At 42.6% G+C, this 17,869-nt stretch carries 16 protein-coding genes and 1 riboswitch; of the genes, 2 read left to right on the forward strand and 14 right to left on the reverse strand.

The genetic code is table 11. The features are described from left to right. Window positions 1–10 precede the first annotated feature (10 nt). Window positions 11–188, reverse strand: a riboswitch (Lysine riboswitch). A 61-nt stretch (window positions 189–249) separates the two neighbouring features. The 14 genes from uvrC to zapA all read right to left on the reverse strand — a co-directional run bounded on the left by uvrC (window position 250) and on the right by zapA (window position 15,521). Then, a complete protein-coding gene (uvrC, locus tag M1D81_RS13355; RefSeq protein ID WP_024423216.1) occupies window positions 250–2,022 on the reverse strand; it encodes an excinuclease ABC subunit UvrC in 1,773 nt (590 codons plus the stop codon). A gap of 139 nt (window positions 2,023–2,161) precedes the next feature. Continuing rightward, window positions 2,162–2,476, reverse strand: coding sequence for a thioredoxin (trxA, locus tag M1D81_RS13360; RefSeq protein WP_007501629.1), 315 nt, complete (start codon window positions 2,474–2,476; stop codon window positions 2,162–2,164). Window positions 2,477–2,722: 246 nt separating this feature from the next. Next, the gene (locus M1D81_RS13365) at window positions 2,723–4,201 is read right to left on the reverse strand and encodes an alpha-N-arabinofuranosidase (protein WP_456266649.1); all 1,479 of its coding nucleotides are present in this window, start codon (window positions 4,199–4,201) and stop codon (window positions 2,723–2,725) included. Between the two features lie 75 nt (window positions 4,202–4,276). Continuing rightward, on the reverse strand, window positions 4,277–5,254 hold the full coding sequence (locus M1D81_RS13370; protein WP_456266648.1) for an electron transfer flavoprotein subunit alpha/FixB family protein: 978 nt from the start codon (window positions 5,252–5,254) through the stop codon (window positions 4,277–4,279). A 43-nt stretch (window positions 5,255–5,297) separates the two neighbouring features. Continuing rightward, the gene (locus M1D81_RS13375) at window positions 5,298–6,071 is read right to left on the reverse strand and encodes an electron transfer flavoprotein subunit beta/FixA family protein (protein WP_400519909.1); all 774 of its coding nucleotides are present in this window, start codon (window positions 6,069–6,071) and stop codon (window positions 5,298–5,300) included. Between the two features lie 31 nt (window positions 6,072–6,102). Beyond that, on the reverse strand, window positions 6,103–6,882 hold the full coding sequence (locus M1D81_RS13380) for an enoyl-CoA hydratase (RefSeq protein ID WP_025092456.1): 780 nt from the start codon (window positions 6,880–6,882) through the stop codon (window positions 6,103–6,105). Window positions 6,883–6,908: 26 nt separating this feature from the next. After that, a complete protein-coding gene (locus tag M1D81_RS13385) occupies window positions 6,909–7,493 on the reverse strand; it encodes a TetR/AcrR family transcriptional regulator (protein ID WP_024423221.1) in 585 nt (194 codons plus the stop codon). A 168-nt stretch (window positions 7,494–7,661) separates the two neighbouring features. After that, entirely contained in the window at window positions 7,662–9,380 is a 1,719-nt protein-coding gene (locus M1D81_RS13390; RefSeq protein ID WP_056768086.1) for an AMP-binding protein, read from the reverse strand. A gap of 99 nt (window positions 9,381–9,479) precedes the next feature. Continuing rightward, complete coding sequence (locus M1D81_RS13395) at window positions 9,480–9,935, reverse strand: immunity 63 family protein (RefSeq protein WP_456266647.1); 456 nt, start codon at window positions 9,933–9,935, stop codon at window positions 9,480–9,482. Window positions 9,936–10,097: 162 nt separating this feature from the next. After that, entirely contained in the window at window positions 10,098–10,502 is a 405-nt protein-coding gene (locus M1D81_RS13400; protein ID WP_007501637.1) for a DUF350 domain-containing protein, read from the reverse strand. A 14-nt stretch (window positions 10,503–10,516) separates the two neighbouring features. Beyond that, entirely contained in the window at window positions 10,517–12,874 is a 2,358-nt protein-coding gene (locus M1D81_RS13405; RefSeq protein ID WP_456267114.1) for an endonuclease MutS2, read from the reverse strand. 21 nt (window positions 12,875–12,895) lie between these two features. Continuing rightward, window positions 12,896–14,608: a DNA polymerase/3'-5' exonuclease PolX gene (gene polX, locus M1D81_RS13410; protein ID WP_456266646.1), complete on the reverse strand. Its 1,713-nt coding sequence runs from the start codon at window positions 14,606–14,608 to the stop codon at window positions 12,896–12,898. Between the two features lie 114 nt (window positions 14,609–14,722). Continuing rightward, window positions 14,723–15,256 carry a CvpA family protein gene (locus tag M1D81_RS13415; RefSeq protein WP_024423226.1) on the reverse strand — a complete coding sequence of 178 codons (534 nt, stop codon included), beginning with the start codon at window positions 15,254–15,256 and terminating at the stop codon, window positions 14,723–14,725. 7 nt (window positions 15,257–15,263) lie between these two features. Next, window positions 15,264–15,521, reverse strand: coding sequence for a cell division protein ZapA (gene zapA, locus M1D81_RS13420; protein WP_012010831.1), 258 nt, complete (start codon window positions 15,519–15,521; stop codon window positions 15,264–15,266). A 130-nt stretch (window positions 15,522–15,651) separates the two neighbouring features. Between zapA and rnhC the strand changes: the two genes are divergently transcribed. Together rnhC and M1D81_RS13430 are read left to right on the forward strand one after the other, a co-directional pair. Further along, a complete protein-coding gene (gene rnhC / locus M1D81_RS13425; protein ID WP_456266645.1) occupies window positions 15,652–16,575 on the forward strand; it encodes a ribonuclease HIII in 924 nt (307 codons plus the stop codon). A gap of 114 nt (window positions 16,576–16,689) precedes the next feature. Continuing rightward, window positions 16,690–17,840 (forward strand): IS3 family transposase gene (locus M1D81_RS13430; RefSeq protein ID WP_456266644.1). Its coding sequence is split into 2 segments (ribosomal slippage): window positions 16,690–16,963 and window positions 16,963–17,840, totalling 1,152 coding nucleotides; the frame shifts between segments, so codons are not numbered across the junction. The last annotated feature ends 29 nt before the right edge of the window (window positions 17,841–17,869 follow it).

Here is a 17,869-nt window from a genome sequence, read left to right on the forward strand (position 1 = left end):
ACGATGCAAACAATGAGATAGCCCTCCAAGAAATGAATTCTTGACAGCCCTACATTTCTTCAATGTACAGCCAGCGAATAAAATGAGTGGATTTTATTCACTTCGGCGACGCTCCCCTTTCAGCCCTCTTCTTAGATCCCATCGATCTCCGAAGGCTTACTCTTGAAGTTCGCACCTCTATCTTCAACAAACAACACGTTCATTTATTAAATTAGTCACATCTTAACAGACTTTTGGTAAAAGTACAATCTATTTTTTTAATGCTTCCATTAAAAGTTCAGCCGTCTGTTTCGGAATGCCAGCCTCCTGAAAGTCTTGGATAGAGGCTTCCTTCATCTTTTTCACAGAGCCAAAATGTTTGAGGAGCTGCTTTTTACGCTTTTCTCCGATACCTGGTACATCGTCTAAAATAGACTGGAATGCATTTTTTCCGCGGAGCTGCCTGTGAAAGCTAATGGCGAAGCGGTGCACTTCATCTTGAATGCGCTGCAATAAGTAAAAGGCCTGGCTATTCCGCTCCAGCGCAACAATTTCAAGTGTATCTCCCATCATGAGATTCGACGTCCGGTGTTTTTCATCTTTTACAAGACCTGCGACTGGGACAGACAGATTCAATTCATTTTCAAGCACATCGATGGCTGCGTTGATCTGTCCTTTTCCTCCGTCAATTAAAATTAAATCTGGCAGCGGCAGTTCATCCTTTAACACGCGGGTATATCGTCTTCTAATGACTTCACGCATGGATGCATAATCATCTGGCCCTGAGACGGTTTTAATTTTGTATTTTCGGTATTCCTTTTTATAGGGTTTCCCGTCCTGAAAGACGACCATGGCAGAAACCGGGTCTGCCCCTTGAATATTTGAGTTATCAAATGCCTCGATTCTGTATGGCATATAAATATTAAGTGCATCCCCGAGCTGCTTCACCGCACCAATTGTCCGCTCTTCATCACGCTCAATGAGCGAAAATTTTTCTTTTAAAGCGATTTTGGCATTTTGATGCGCAAGTAAAAGCAGATCCTTTTTCTTTCCTTTTTTCGGCTGGTGAACGTTCGTCTCAAGCAATTGCTCAATCATCTCTTGATCGACACTGTCCGGAACCAGAATTTCCTTCGGCAGAAAATGGTTGTTCTTTTCATAAAATTGCCCCATAAACGTGAGGAACTCCTCTTCAGGGTCCTGATACATCGGAAACAGGCTGACATCACGTTCAATCAATTTCCCCTGTCTGATAAAGAAAACTTGGACACACATCCAGCCTTTATCATAGGCATAGGCAAAGACATCTCGATCTGATAAATCACTCATCGTCATTTTCTGTTTTTCCATCGTTGAGTCGATATATGCAATTTGGTCTCTCAGTTCTTTTGCCCGTTCAAACTCTAAATTTTCGGCGGCTTCCTGCATCTTTTCGGTGAGTTCTTTTTTGATTTGCTGATGTCCACCGTTTAGAAACCTTGTGATTTCGTCTACGAGCTGCTTATTCGTTTCCTCGGAAATATCATACACACATGGTGCAAGACATTGTCCAAGATGATAATAAAGACAGACACGGTCAGGAAGGGTGGCACATTTTCTCAGTGGATATAGGCGGTCGAGCAGCTTTTTTGTTTCTCGAGCTGCTTGTACGTTTGGGTATGGACCGAAATATTTTCCTTTGTCCTTTTTTACATTGCGGGTGACGATCAGCTTAGGATGGCGTTCATTCGTAATTTTTATAAAAGGATACGTCTTGTCATCCTTGAGCATGACATTGTATTTTGGGTCATATTTTTTGATTAAATTCAGCTCTAAAATGAGCGCCTCGATATTAGAAGAGGTGACAATGTATTCAAAATCTTCAATTTCACTGACAAGCCGCTGCGTTTTGGCGTCATGTGATCCAGTGAAATAAGAGCGCACCCTGTTTTTTAAAACCTTTGCTTTTCCTACATAAATGATCGTATTTTGTCTATCTTTCATTAAGTAACAGCCTGGCTGATCCGGCAGGACTGACAGCTTTTCTTTGATTAGTTTGTTCATATTTTCATCCGTCCTTGTTTTCCTCTTTCACTCCTTCTAGTGTATCACGAACATTTGTTTTATACCATGTTGAAAGAAAAGCGGCTCTCGTCTTTACGAGAACCGCTTCAATGATTATGCCGCTTGGACATAAATCGGTTTATAGATGTTTGTTGACAAGCTCAGCAAGTGCTTCTTTTGGTTTGAAACCAACAGAAGTTTCTACAACTTCACCGTCTTTTAAAACAAGAAGTGTTGGGATACTCATAACGCCGTATTTACCAGCAGTTTCTTGGTTATCGTCTACATCAATTTTTACAATTTTCATTTTGTCGCCCATTTCTTGATCAAGTTCTTCAAGAACTGGAGCAATCATTTTACAAGGTCCACACCATGGTGCCCAAAAGTCTGCAAGAACAACACCTTCTGCAGTTTCTTGTGAAAATGTTGCGTCAGTAGCTTTTACGATTGCCATTATTCATTCCTCCAATGTAAATTATGCTTTTTAGTATAGCATCTACCAATGTGACTTGCGAATGAAATGCTTACGAATCATTTTTTAGGAAATGAATTAAAAAACAAACCGTATAATCGCACCAATAACAACAATCGCACCGATGATCATGAGAATGGTTCTAAGCATATGACATGACACCCTTTCCGCTTCATTTACAATGTATGATGCCCCAACATTCTTCTCATCAAACATCGAAATATGCAATTAAGCGAGGTCGACAGTTATCATGACCACTGACATTGGCGGCAGCTCCACCGTTAATTCGCCGGACTTTACAGTCATTTGCTGAAAGTCTTTTGGCTGAACAGAATGAGGTTCATCGAATGTATTATGGGCATTCATGCGATCAGCCGTCAGCACACGTCCAGTGACTTTCGTTTGTTCATCAATCCCTTCAATGGCAAGGGATATATCTGTTTGTTCATGCGGATTCAAGTGACAGTAGCTAATATGCATCTTCCCTGATGAACGCGAGGCTGACACACTGACCTGAGGAATTTTTTCACCTCTTCGTTCATACGGCGGTGAAACGAACTCCACTTCAAGCGCATCTTCCTCTTGATGCACTTGAAACATGTGAAATACATGATACGTAGGTGTCAGAAGCATCTTTTCGTCCTTTGTTAATACCATCGCTTGCAGCACATTGACCGTCTGAGCAATATTCGCCATATGAATCCGCTCGCAATGGCGATGAAAAATATGAAAATGGAGGGCGGCCACAAGGGCGTCTCTTAGTGTGTTTTGCTGATATAAAAACCCAGGATTTGTTCCTGGCTCTGGGTCATACCATGTCCCCCATTCATCAATAATCATCCCGATCCGCTTGTCTGGATCATAACGATCCATGATTTCTCCATGGTCTTTGACAAGCCGTTCCATCTCATAGGCTTTTCTCAGCGTGATAAACCATTCATCTTCATCAAATTCAGTCGCTGACCCCTTTTTCTCCCATGTACCAGGTACGGTGTAATAATGTAAACTGAGCCCATCCATCCACGGTGCAGCCCGCTCCATCAATACTTTCGTCCAATTCACGTCATTAGAGTTCGCACCGCAGGCGATTTTATAAATACGCTGCCCTGCAAATTCTCTTACGTACGTTTGATAGCGTTTATATAAATCTGCATAGTATTCAGGCGTCATATTCCCGCCGCAGCCCCAGCTTTCATTGCCTACACCAACATAGGTCAGCTTCCAAGGTTCTTGTTTTCCATTTTGAATGCGCCAGTCTGACATAGGTGTCCCTTTCGGAAATGTCATGTATTCGATCCAATCGGCTAATTCTTGAACAGACCCGCTTCCCACATTGCCGCAAATGTATGGCTCACATTCAAGCAGCTCACACAATGCCATAAATTCATGCGTACCAAATGCATTGGATTCAACCGTACCACCCCAATGGGTATTGACCATTGGCTTTCGTTCACTCAGATCACCTACACCATTTGCCCAGTGATACTCGTCTGCGAAACAGCCCCCCGGCCACCTCAGCACCGGAATATGTAATGCTTGAAGAGCCTTCAGCACATCGGTACGAATCCCCTCAATATGATCAATCTCTGAGTCTTTTCCTACCCAAATCCCGTCATAAATCCCTCTTCCTAAATGCTCCTGAAAGTGCCCATAAATGTGTTTAGAAATGCGTCCAATCACGTCATTGATTTTTACTGTCCCCTTCACTTGTCAACCGCTCCTTTTCTTCTTGATTACATACAAAAAAACCCAGAATACCTAGGCATTCTGAGTGTATGAGCGTTACGAGTGGATATTCATCTTTTTTAACTCTTCATTCAAAAGCGGTACCACTTCAAACAAGTCACCGACAATTCCGTAATCGGCGATTTTGAAGATTTCTGCTTCTGGGTCTTTGTTGATTGCCACAATGACTTTACTGTTGGACATTCCCGCTAAATGCTGAATCGCTCCTGATATCCCGCAAGCAATATAAAGGTCAGGTGTGACGACTTTTCCCGTTTGACCAATTTGCAGGGCATAATCACAATAGTCAGCGTCACAGGCGCCGCGCGAGGCTCCGACTGCTGCCCCCAGCGTCTCAGCGAGTTCATTCAGCGGTTCAAAGCCTTCCTTGCTCTTAACCCCGCGCCCTCCAGCAACAATGACCTTTGCTTCCGATAAATCTACACCTTCTGACGTTTTTTTAATGACTTCCTTCACGATCGTCCGAAGGTTCTGAATATCGACAGAAACTGGTGTGACTTCTCCGCCTCGTGACGCATCACGCTCAAGTGGTGCCACATTGTTTGGCCGGATGGTCGCTAGAAGCAGGCGGTCTGTCGAAATGACTTTTTCAAAGGCTTTTCCAGAGTAAATCGGTCTAGTGAAAACAAGATGTTCACCGGTAACGCTTACATCGATCGCATCTGAAATCAAGCCAGTCTGGAGACGTGCAGCTATTTTCGGCGACAAGTCTTTTCCGATCGACGTATGGCCAAAGAGCACAGCATCCGGATCGACCTGATCTAATATGGCTTGAAGTGCCTGCGCAAAACCATCTGACGTATAATATGAAAGGTGCGGATGCTCCACAATCATGACATGATCCGCTCCATAGTAAAGCAGTTCATCTGCTAGGTCTTTGACGTCATCCCCTATTAACACGCCAATGACCTCACCGCCACCTGCCACTTTGTGAGCGGCAGCAATGGCTTCAAATGTCACATTTCTTAACTTACCGTCACGACTTTCTCCAAGTACAACAACTTTTTTACTCATCTTCAAGCTCCCCCTTGTTCTCGTGATATCGTAAAGTGGATGTTTAGATGACTTTTGCTTCATTTCTGAGTAGATCTGTCAGTTCTTTGACTTGATCCTGAAGCTCGCCGCTCAGCACCTTGCCACCCTCTTTTTTCTCCGGTAAGAAACGTTCAATTGTTTTGATTTTATATGGTACATCGTCTTCATCCAGATCTAAATCATCAAGTTCCAATTCTTCTAAAGGCTTTTTCTTTGCCTTCATAATGCCTGGTAATGATGGATAGCGAGGCTCATTGAGTCCTTGCTGAGCTGTGACGACAAGCGGGAGTTCGGCAGAAATGACTTCCACATCCCCCTCTGCATCTCGTTCAATCGATACAGAGCCGCCGTCAATTTGAATACTTGTTATCGTAGTCACATATGAAAAACCGAGTAATTCAGCAAGACGCGGGGCTACCTGTCCAGAGCCGCCGTCAATGGCTACATTCCCTGCTAAGATCAAGGAAGCCTCTTTGTCTTTTAAATAGTGATAAAGAATAGTAGAAGCTGAATATTGGTCCCACTCTTCTAACTCATCCTCCACATTTAATAAGACGGCCCTGTCACAGCCCATAGCAAGCGCTGTTCTCAGCTGTTTCTCTGCATCCTCACCGCCAACTGTCACAACGGTCACTTCTCCCCCGTGTTCATCGCGAAGCTGAATGGCTTCTTCAATGGCATACTCGTCATAAGGATTAATAATGAACTCTGCTCCATCTTCTTGAATTGCACCAGACTGAATCGAAATTTTCTCTTCCGTGTCAAACGTACGCTTCATCAAAACAAATATATTCATTTATTTCTCCCCCTTGTGTCGTACTTATCCCTTATTCCCCTTTAAAGTTCGGTTTGCGCTTTTCGATAAAGGCCTGGATGCCTTCTTTGGCGTCATTTGATTGGAAAACCTCACCAAACTTTTTGGCTTCAAGCTTCATTCCGCCGTCATATGAATACAATTTTGTGGCGTTCAATAAATCAAGCACATATTCAAGTGATTTTGGGCTTTTCGCGGCAAATTTCCCCGCAAGTGTTTTAGCCGCTTCGAGCGCTTCTTCCTCTGTTTCTGCCAGCTTTGTAACAAGGCCGCACGTAAATGCTTCTTCACCTGTAATCGGTTCAGCTGTTCCCATCATTTCAAGTGCTTTAGCAGAACCAACGTAGCGCGGGAGGCGCTGCGTGCCGCCGAATCCTGGAATAATGCCAAGGTTTAGTTCTGGCAGTCCAAGCTTTGCATCTTTTGTTGCGATTCGGATATCACAAGACATAGCAAGCTCAAGGCCTCCGCCTAATGCTGCTCCGTGAATTGAGGCAATGACTGGCTTTGGACACTGTTCAATCCGTTCAAAGACTTGCTGTCCTCTATCAGCGAGGCTTGCATAATCAGACTCTTCCTGTAAAGTCGTAAATTCTTTAATATCAGCACCTGCTGAGAAGAATCTGCCTTCTCCGTGGATCACAATCGCTCTTACTTCTTCATTCTGTTCGAGCTTATCAAACATGTCATTAAGCTCAGTGAGCAGCTGAGAGGATAAGGCATTTGCAGGCGGGTTCTGAATCGTAATGAGCGCTGTCTGTCCTTCATGATGTAAGCTGAGTATTTTTTCCATGTCAATCATCCTTTTTCACCTTGTCTTTAGGATTGATGTATTCCGTTTAACAGCAGATCATGTACATTTTCTGCGAGTGCAGGCAGATCATACTTTTGATCATTCATGACCCATGTTGTTGCGGTTTCATCAATCGTCCCAAATACCATTTGTCTTGCTAAGCGGACATCTAAATTTTGTCTGAATTCTCCTGTTTTCTTTCCTTCTGTTAAAATCGACTCGAGCATATTTAAATACCCTTTTAGCACCTCATTGATTTTTTGCCGCAGCTCAAGGTTTGACTGCCTGAGTTCAAGCTGTGTCACAAGAGCCAAATGATGATTTTGCGCCAGCATGCGAAAATGCTCCTCGATCAACAGTAGAAGCTTTTCTTTTGCAGACGGCTTCTTTTGAATATCTGTCTCCATCCGTTCGATGAATTGTCCCATTTTTTCTTTGAACAATGAGATGAGAATATCCTCTTTGTTTTTGAAATAAAGATAAATGGTTCCGTCTGCCACCCCTGCTTGTTTCGCAATCTTTGAAACTTGTGATTGATGATAGCCGTTCTCCGCAATCACCACAACTGCTGCATCAATAATTTGCATGTACTTCGGTCTTTTCTGCTTCAATGTGCTTCGTCCCTTTCTAAATTGAATGAGCATTCATTCATAACTTTATGTTAAAAAGAAACGGGTGATTTGTCAAGTGATCTTCTTCTTTCTTTTCAACCTTTATCATACCAGAGCAGCCTGTCAGCATTCAAATCATCCGGTCGCTCGACCGGATGATGAAGGTCGTTATTTCTTCAATTGATCGACAGGTGTCTCAGATGATGAAGCTTGCTTTCTTTTTTCTTCTTCAATTAATACTCTGCGCAAAATTTTTCCGACAGCTGTTTTAGGCAGTGATTCTTTAAATTCATACACGCGCGGTACTTTAAATGAAGCAATTCTCGTTCTGACAAAGCGATCGAGTTCATCCTCTGTTAAATAAGCATCCTTTTTCGGTACAACAAACGCTTTGACTGTTTCGCCTCTATAAGGATCTGGTATACCTGCGACAACGACTTCTTGTACAAGCTCATGCTCATATAGGGCTTCTTCGACCTCTCTTGGGTAAATATTATAACCGCTCGCAATAATGACATCTTTTTTCCGGTCAACGATATAGAAAAAACCGTCCTCATCCATATACCCAATATCTCCGGTGAAAAACCATCCATCCCTTAATACAGCTGCTGTCTCCTCTGGCTGATTCCAATAGCCTTTCATAATTTGCGGCCCTTTGACGATAATTTCTCCGTGCTCATACGGCTCTTTAAGGCCACCCGTTTCCTCGCAATAAATGCCTGCGTCTGTCCCAGGCCACGGACAGCCAATGCTGCCTGTTTTGTTCGCTCCCCATAAAAAGTTAGAATGGGTCACTGGTGAAGTTTCTGAAAGACCATACCCCTCTACTAAACGCCCTCCTGTTAATTTCTCAAAGCTCTGTTTGACTTCAACAGGAAGAGCCGCCGAGCCGCTTAAACATGCAGTGATGGACGACAGGTCATATTTTTCAATGTTCGGATGATGCAGCAAGGCAATATACATGGTGGGTGCACCTGGAAAGAGCGTCGGTTTCTGTTTTTCAATCGTTTTGAGGGTATCAGCTGCGTCAAATCGCGGAAGGAGAATCATTGAATGCCCTTCTTTGACAGCAAGATTTAATACGGTCGTCATTCCGTATACATGAAAAAACGGAATGATGCCGAGGATTCGTTCTTTGCCTCTTGTCGTTTTATACATCCAAGAAGCGCACATTTCAGTATTCGCTAAAATATTTTCATGCGTCAGCATGACCCCTTTTGGTAAACCGGTCGTTCCGCCTGTATATTGCAAAACAGCGACATCCTCTTTCGGTTCAAAGGCAAGCGCCGGAATCTGTTCTTCTGACGATTCTTTCATGATTTGTGAGAAGTGATGAATGGTCTCACTTTTCTCGACTTCGATGACCATTTTATTTTTTCTTTTTTGGACGATAGGAAACAGAATGTTTTTCGGAAATGGTAAATAATCCTGTAGTTTGGTGATGATCAAGTGCTCCATACTTGTCAGCGCTTTCATTTTATAGGCCTTTGGATACAATAAATCCAGTGTAATCAGCACTTTTGAGCCGCTGTCCTCCATTTGATATGCCAGTTCTTTCTCCGTATAAAGCGGGTTCGTTTGAACAACAATGCCGCCTGCAATTAAAACAGCATAATAAGAAATGACAGATTGAGGACAGTTTGGCAGCATGATCGCTACTCTGTCGCCTTTTTTCACGCCAATTTTCATCAGGTAACCAGCTAGTTTCAATGCTTCTTCCTGGAGCTGTTCATAGGTGATGTTTTTTCCTAGAAAATGAATGGCTGTATGCTCAGGTGCAGCCTCTGCGGAGCTGAATAAGTAAGATTGTAACGTCTCATTTGGGATGGTGAGTTCGTGGGGAATTTGATTCGGGTAATGCAGAAGCCAACGTTTATCTGACTGCATAAAAACCCTCCTTCCTGAACTTTCGTACTATTTTATTATAGCAAACTTTTCCTTAAGGCAGTTTGCTTTTTTCAAATAGAGCTTGGTTCCATGCCATCTTTATTTCTTCCCTGGTGTTTCGATTGATGCTCTTTTTCCTTCATGATGCCACTTTTCATATAATCCACCGATTGCACGGAATGACTCATTTACTCTCTCCACGATCTGTTGATGGATACTCGGGTCATTAGGTAAATGAGTCTGGATGTTGTCGACTTGATACTGCCTCATCATGTCTATGTAGACTGTCAGAAAGATTGTGTCTTCTAAAATCCAGTAAATGACTTCATCTGCCGCTTTTGTTCTTTTGTGAAGCATTTGGATTCCTCGTTCATATTGAATGAGAATATAACCGCTCGAATCAATTTGAATATAAGGACTCAAATCATCAAAAAATCCAGTCGTTTGAAATGGACGTGCAATATACGGTTCATATATGTCTCTTGGCAGGGAAGTCATTTGGAGACAAGTATCAATACGCTTTATGAGTTCGTCTTTTTGCAGAATTTGTTTCATGTGATTCGCCGCCTTCGGGTGAGATAAAAGCTGCCAAGGATTCCCTGACAGCTTTCTCACTTTGTCTTCTTCATTTCACAGGAACATGTAAACGGCACCAATGACCGCAAAAGTGCAGGCAACTACGATTAATACTTTTGCTAGCTTTTCCATGTCGTCTCCTTAAATGCCGGCTGCTACTACGTAAGACAGCCCAACTGAAATAATGAGTGAAATAAACCCGACCGCTCTATTATCATTCTCAATCTCTTTGTCTACTTTAAATCGCGGTGTTAAAAATTCAAAAATGAAATAGCTGACAAGCAGCATCACAAAGCCGTATACGCCCCATCCAACCATTTGCAGAAGGGAATTGTGCTGTGCGATTGAATGCTGAAACACATTCGCAATCCCAAAAATCTTTCCGCCTGTTGCCATGGCAACAGCTAAGTTCCCACGCTGGATCTCTTCCCAGTTTTTATAGGAGGTAACGAGTTCAAAAATGGTTAGAAATAAGACAAGACATAGGACGGCCACGCTGTAATAGGCGGCAATTTCCACAAGTTCATTTTCCCAAAAGGCTTTCATGCGTTTTCTCCTTTTTACTTTAATTCGACGATGGTAACGCCTGATCCTCCCTCGCCTTGTTCCCCAAAACGAGCATTTTTCACACTTCGGTGCTGTTTCAGTAATTCCTGAACCCCTTTTCTAAGGGCGCCAGTTCCTTTTCCGTGAATGATTGACACTCGCGGATAACCAGCTAAGACAGCATCATCTAAATATTTCTCGACTCTGCTTAAGGCATTTTCATAACGCTCGCCCCTTAAGTCAAGCTCAAGCGATACATGATAGTCTTTTCCTTTGACTGCCGTAATGGCTTTTTCCTGCTTAAATTCAGGTGCTGATTTGATAAATTCCATATCTTTTTCTTTTACTTTCATTTTCAGAATGCCCATTTGGACACTCCATTCTTTGTCACCTGTTTGTTCAAGCAGCGTTCCTTTTTGCCCGAAGGTGAGCACTTTCACTTCGTCGCCTGATTTTAGCTGTCTTGCTGCTTTTTTCACCGGCTCTGGCTTTTTCTTCCGGTCAAACTCAGGAACTGCTTCTTCAAGACGCTTTCTCGCATCGATGAGTTCATGCTCTTTGAATGAGCGATGCTCATTTTTTATCGACCGAAGCTCTTGAATAATATCTTCTGCTTCTTTTGAGGCTTGTTCAATTTTTTTTGCCGCTTTTTGTTCAGCTTCTTCAAGCAGTTTGTCCTTTTGCTCATTCCATTCAAGAATTTGTCTCTGCAATTCTTTATGAAGCTTTTCTGCTTCTTTTCTATAGATTTCTGTCTCATGCAGCTCTTCTTCTGCTTGTTTCTTGCTGTCTTCTAATGAAGCAATCATTTGGTCTACTTCATTATGTTCGGCATGCATATCCGCTTTTGCCCGGTCAATGAGGTGATCTGGCAAACCAAGACGTTTAGAAATTTCAAATGCATTACTTCGTCCGGGCACACCGATGAGCAAGCGGTACGTTGGTGATAAGGTTTCAATGTCAAACTCCACGCTCGCATTTGTGACACCTTCTCGGTTATATCCGTAAGCCTTCAGTTCAGGATAGTGAGTCGTTGCGATGACGCGTGCGTTTGTCTGATGCACTTCATCTAAGATACTCATGGCCAGCGCGGCACCTTCAGCAGGGTCTGTTCCTGCCCCTAATTCATCAAATAACACGAGTGAATTAGATGTCAAATTCTTTAAGATATCCACAATATTGACCATATGAGATGAGAACGTACTCAAGCTTTGCTCAATCGACTGTTCATCTCCAATATCAGCAAAGACTTGGTCAAATACCGCCACTTCCGATCCTTCTTCAACTGGAATATGAAGGCCTGCCTGCGTCATCAGCGTCAAAAGACCAAGCGTTTTTAAGGTAACTGTCTTACCCCCTGTATTTGGACCAGTAATGACAATGGTTGAAAAATCTTTGCCGAGCTCGATGTCATTTGCCACAACCTGATCCCTAGGCAACAGAGGATGTCTTGCCCGCTTTAAATAAATCTCCCCTTGATCGTTCACAGCAGGCTTTGTGGCTTTTTCTGCCTTTGCATATTTGGCTTTAGCAAAAATAAAATCTAGCGTTTGAAGCTCCTTTACATTGTGAAGCAGTTCCTCAATATGTTCTGACACGCTCGCTGTCAGCATTTGCAAGATCTTTTCGACCTCTTGTTTTTCTTTTAAACGGGTTTGCTGCAAGGTGTTATTTAAATCCACAACCACTTGCGGCTCAATAAATAGGGTTGCTCCTGATGAAGATTGATCGTGAACAATTCCGCCGTAATTCGAGCGATACTCCTGCTTTACTGGAATCACGAACCGATCATTACGAATGGTAACAATCGTGTCTGACAGCATTTTTGAAGCAGATTGTGAGCGAATCATGGATTCTAATTTATCTCGAACTTTTGATTCTAATGAACGTAATTGCGTACGTATTGTTCGTAGCGCCGGAGTTGCGTGATCAAGCACTTCACCATTATCACCGATACAGCTTTCGATTTCTTTTCTGACTTCAGGCAGCAAAATCAGCGTCTCTGCATATATATGAAGGCGCGGTATATCTACACCATCTTCATACAGTGACGTGAGAAAGTGCTTCATATTTTTCGCAGTGTATAATAGCGCTGCAATTTCCATGAGCTCAGATGGGCTTAATGTACTGCCGATTTCTGCCCGTTTGACCCCGCGTCTAATATCCGTCAGCCCGCCAAATGGCACCGATCCCTTTAAGCGGATGACATCCTGTGCTTCAGCTACCTCTTCCAGCAAATGCTGAATGGTTTCTATATCCGTCAGCGGCGTTAAATCTTGCGCTCTTTCTTTTCCTAATGAGGATGCGGTATAGGACATGACTTTTTCTTTTACTTTATGAAATTCTAATGATGCTAACACTTTTTGTTGCAGCATGGTCCAGCCTCCTAACGACTACCTGTCACGCGTTAAAAACTTTTTGATCTCGCTTAGAGAAAAAGTATTCACGACATTTGCTTTTGGTGTCCAGCCTTTTCTTGCAGCTGTTACACCAACTTCCATATGATCCAGCATGGCGATATTGTGTGCATCTGTATTGATCATGATGTTCACACCTGCTTCGTTTGCTTTCATTAAATGCTCTGTTTTCAAATCAAGTCTTGACGGGTTGCTGTTGAGCTCTAGTGCTGTCCCCGTTTTCTTCGCAAGCTCTATGAGCTGATCTATATTTAAGGCATAGCCGTCCCGTCTGCCGATCAAACGGCCGGTTGGATGTGCAATTAAATCCACATGCTGATTCCGCAGGGCATTTTCAAGACGCTCCATAATGACTTCCTCCGGCTGAGAGAAGCTGGAATGGATAGACGCAATCACAAAATCCATGTCTGCTAAAAAGTCATCATCATAATCTAATGATCCATCCGGGAGAATATCCATTTCGACCCCTTTGAAAATGTGAAAATGCTCGAATTCTTGATTCAGCTTGTCAATTTCTTTTGCTTGCAGACGTAAACGTTCTTTTGTTAATCCGTTTGCTACTTTTAAATATTGCGAGTGGTCTGTAACCGCCATGTATTCATAGCCTTTTGCGATACATGCCTCTGCCATTTCGCGAATAGAAAATGCGCCGTCACTCCATGTCGAGTGCATATGAAGGTCGCCTTTAATATCTTTTAACTCTACAAATTGCATACTTTCTTTATACGTATCAATCTCCGCTCCGGTTTCACGAATTTCTGGCGGAATGAGCGGAAGTTCAAAATGCGCATAAAAAGCGGCCTCGTCTTCAAATGTTTTGACTTCTCCAGTTTCAATTGTTTCCACACCATATTCACTAATACGCTCTCCGCGTTCCTTCGCCAGCTGGCGCATGCGAATATTGTGATCTTTTGAGCCGGTGAAATGGTGCAGTGTTGTGGCAAACTGCTCTGTTGTCACAAGCCGGAAGTCTACACTGATCTCAAAATCAAGGGCAAGAATGACAGATACCTTCGTATCACCGCTTGCAATGACGTCTTTAATATCTTCAAGTGCAACGAGCTGCTCTCTGACTTGTTCAGGATTGTCAGTCGCAATGATATAATCTAAATCTTTGACAGTTTCCCGTGCACGTCTTAGACTGCCAGCTCTTGAAAAACGAAGAATACCCTTCATCTGTTCAAGCGCATGATCAATCCGCTCTGCCACATCTAATGCAAAGCCAATTGGCAGTCGTTCTGGCTGCTTTCCGGCCTCCTCAAGAGCAGCGAGAATCTTTTCTTCTGTTTTTTTACCGAAGCCAGCAAGCGCTTGTACTTTTTCCGCTTCACATGCTTCCTTTAACGATTGTGCATCATGGACACCAAGCTCTTGGTAAAGCTTAGCAATCTTCTTCCCGCCAAGTCCTTGCAATTTTAAGAGCGGGACAAGTCCTTCAGGCACTTCCTTTTTTAATTGTTCGAGTGTTTCTGATCGTCCTTTTTCGATATACTCTGTGATCACAGCAAAGGTTCCTTTTCCAATGCCGGGTAATGCTAATAGATCATCTATTTGAGAAAGGCTGCGGTCGTCTTGTTCCAGTGCCGCTGCTGCTTTACGAAAGGCAGAAATTTTAAAAGGATTATCTCCTTTTAGTTCCATATATACTGCAATTGTTTCAAGAAGTTTGATAATATCTTTTTTATTCATCTCTCATCCTCCAGCCGCTTTGGCATCTTCCTATATAAATATACAAACTTTCCCTTCATCCTACAACTTTCTGTCATGGAATGAGAAAAAACTTCTCCAGGAAAGGAGAAGTTTTTAAACTCCATACGTCGACCATAGGTCTTTGACAAGACCGGACAGGTAAGGGGTGTTGTTTACGATCACATCTGCTAACATTGATTTGCTCATCATTGTTTGCAGCGCATCTACTGGAAGTAATGCAGCGACAAACAATAGAATAAACACAAATAGATAGGTTTCCAGAAATCCTAAAACACCGCCAAGCAGTTTGTTCACCTGTTTAATCACAGGTATACTTGCAATGGTTGTGAGCAATCCGCCAATGATGGCGAGCAGGATTTTGGTCAAGATAAACAGAATGATAAACGCAATGGTATTATAATAAGCTGTTTCTAGATTCCCGCTAAAGAAAGCGAGCTGCGGTTGACCGCCGCTAAAATTAGGTGCCGGAATCCACGTAAGCTGTGGTGCAAGTGACTGATAAAACATGGAAGCCACTAAGATAGAAACAACAAAGCTGATCAATTTAATAAATTGAAGAATAAACCCGCGTTTTAGACCGACAAGCGTTCCCATAAGAAGCAAAAACAAAATGATGATATCGATCACGGTAATTTCATTCCTTTTCTTTTAGCTGAATCTCTAATTTTTCGTATTGCTCTTTTAATTTCAAGTAGTCGTGGACGACATTGACTGCTGTCAGTACAGCTAATTTGTTTATATCAAGGTATGGATTTTTTTCATTTATTTCTCTCATTTTATCATCAACAATTGACGCAACATGCCGCATATGCATCTTCGTTTCTTGACCGATGATCGTATAGGACTGTCCGTATATCTCAACTGTTGTTTTCGTTTTACCGCCGTCAGACAACGTTTCTCCTCCATTCCACGAGAATCCTAGTCTCTATCATAACATGTTTAGACATTGAATGGAAAGACGAGCCCTTACCTGTTATGGTACACTTTAGAAATGATATCAAGGTAAAAAGGAGTTATCCACTGTGCCCCAATCCGTTTTAAAAGCAACATCAGAAGACCTCAAAAAGATGAAGAGCGCGTATGCGCACCATTTAACAGACACTTTGCCGCCAGGCGCCCTCTTTCAAGCAAAAGTCCCTGGCTGTACGATTACAGCCTATCGATCTGGGAAAGTGCTCTTTCAAGGACAAAAGGCAGAAGCTGAAGCCAGTCAATTCAGCCACTTGCAAGCAGCTGATACGAAAAGTCAAAAATCTCCTGCTGTCACAAAATACAGTCCGCCGCCTGGCATTGCTTCCATGTCGGTCGTCGGGTCAGATGAAGTAGGTACAGGTGATTATTTCGGACCGATCACCGTCTGTGCGGCCTATGTTGATGCCAGCCAGCTTGCTTTAATGAAAGAGCTTGGCGTAAAAGATTCAAAAGGATTAAAGGACCCGCAAATTATCAACATTGCCAAAGATCTCATCAAAACCATTCCGTTCAGCCTTCTCGTTCTTCGAAATGAAAAGTACAATACGATGCAGGAAAAGGGCATGAGTCAAGGAAAAATGAAGGCACTGCTTCATAACCAAGTCATCACATCTGTGCTAGAAAAACTCAACGGAAAGCAGCCTGAGGCCATTTTAATTGACCAATTTGCAGAACCAGGCATTTATTTCAAGCATCTTGCTGGGAAAAAAATTATCCGGGAGCGGACGTATTTTAGTACAAAAGCAGAAGGCATCCATTTGTCAGTCGCTGCAGCTTCCATTATCGCAAGGTACGCCTTTTTAATTGAAATGGACAAATTATCGCAGGCTGCAGGTTTTGACATCCCCAAAGGGGCCGGTCCTCATGTAGACAAGGCTGCCGCCAAGCTCATCAAAATGCATGGTGAAGATGCTTTACGTCAATTTACAAAGCTGCATTTTGCCAATACACAAAAAGCGAAAAAAATGCTATAAAAAAAGCTAGGGCTCATGAGGGGACTGACCCCATAAGATGAGACAAATAAAAAACACCTTCAAGTTTGAAAATGGATCGTTGTGATCCGAAATAAAACATGGAGGTGTTTTTCTATGGGGACAAGAGTGAGTTATCCGGTTGAAGTCAAACAGAAGGCTGTAGAAATGAGATTGGCAGGCTTATCAATGAAAGAGATCATGCAAGAATTGAATATCAAAAATAAAACGCAGGTTCAAACATGGGTGAGGTGGTATCATGCTGGGGATACACACCGGTTCGAACAGCCTGTTGGAAAACAATATACCCATGGAAAGGGTCCCGAGTACTCTTCCGAATTAGAGAGACTGCGGGCAGAAAATCGCTATCTGAGTCAACAGAATGAAGTTTTAAAAAAGTACAACGAATTGGAAAGGAAGTTGATAAGAAAACGTCAATCAAACGGGTAGAAGAATTGCGCAAAAAGATGACAGTACAGGACATCTGTGTCCATTTAGGCATCTCTCGCGCTTCGTTCTATAGATGGAAAAAGAATCTGACTCAGAATCATTCTAAAAGACAACTAGAGAAACAAATCGGCACGTTGTGCCGAGAGCACAAGTATCGATATGGATACCGAAAAATTACAGCCATACTAAAAGTGGGAATGCGTATTAACCATAAAACTGTTCAACGTATCATGCAGAAAAACCAGTGGCAATGCTGGGTTAAAATGAAAAAGCGTAAGAAGAATGGGCAACCCTATGCCGTGGCTGGTAATATACTCGATCGGAACTTTCAGTCTGATCGCCCTCTTGAAAAACTAGTAACGGACATCACGTATTTGCCTTATGGACAGAAACAATTGTACCTTTCCAGTATATTGGATTTATATAATGGAGAAGTGATTGCTTTTACGATCGGTGATAAGCAGGACACAGTCTTTATCTTAAACACACTTGATCAGCTCCCAGCACTGCCTGAGAACTGCGTGTTACATAGCGACCAAGGTTCTGTGTATACATCTTACGAGTATCAGAAAGCTGTTCATATAAAAGGCATTACCATGAGCATGTCCCGTAAAGGGACGCCCGCTGATAATGCCTCCATCGAATCGTTTCATTCCTCACTAAAGTCTGAAACGTTCTATCTTAACAGCATTGATCGAACTACGACCACCATCGTAGAACGCACTGTCAAAGAATACATTTATTATTATAACAACATTCGTATTCAAACGAAACTAAATAACCAATCACCGATCAACTATCGGCAATTGGCTGTATAAAGGTGTTTTGATCCCTGTCTCAATAACGG

The sequence above is a fragment of the Bacillus sp. JZ105 genome (assembly GCF_053903125.1).

Bases quoted from the DNA above. Each gene is read 5' to 3' on its own strand.
- uvrC (WP_024423216.1), bottom strand. From the start codon at position 2,022: ATGAACAAACTAATCAAAGAAAAGCTGTCAGTCCTGCCGGATCAGCCA.
- trxA (WP_007501629.1), bottom strand. From the start codon at position 2,476: ATGGCAATCGTAAAAGCTACTGACGCAACATTTTCACAAGAAACTGCA.
- M1D81_RS13370 (WP_456266648.1), bottom strand. From the start codon at position 5,254: ATGAGTAAAAAAGTTGTTGTACTTGGAGAAAGTCGTGACGGTAAGTTA.
- M1D81_RS13375 (WP_400519909.1), bottom strand. From the start codon at position 6,071: ATGAATATATTTGTTTTGATGAAGCGTACGTTTGACACGGAAGAGAAA.
- M1D81_RS13380 (WP_025092456.1), bottom strand. From the start codon at position 6,882: ATGGAAAAAATACTCAGCTTACATCATGAAGGACAGACAGCGCTCATT.
- M1D81_RS13390 (WP_056768086.1), bottom strand. From the start codon at position 9,380: ATGCAGTCAGATAAACGTTGGCTTCTGCATTACCCGAATCAAATTCCC.
- M1D81_RS13395 (WP_456266647.1), bottom strand. From the start codon at position 9,935: ATGAAACAAATTCTGCAAAAAGACGAACTCATAAAGCGTATTGATACT.
- M1D81_RS13400 (WP_007501637.1), bottom strand. From the start codon at position 10,502: ATGAAAGCCTTTTGGGAAAATGAACTTGTGGAAATTGCCGCCTATTAC.
- polX (WP_456266646.1), bottom strand. From the start codon at position 14,608: ATGAATAAAAAAGATATTATCAAACTTCTTGAAACAATTGCAGTATAT.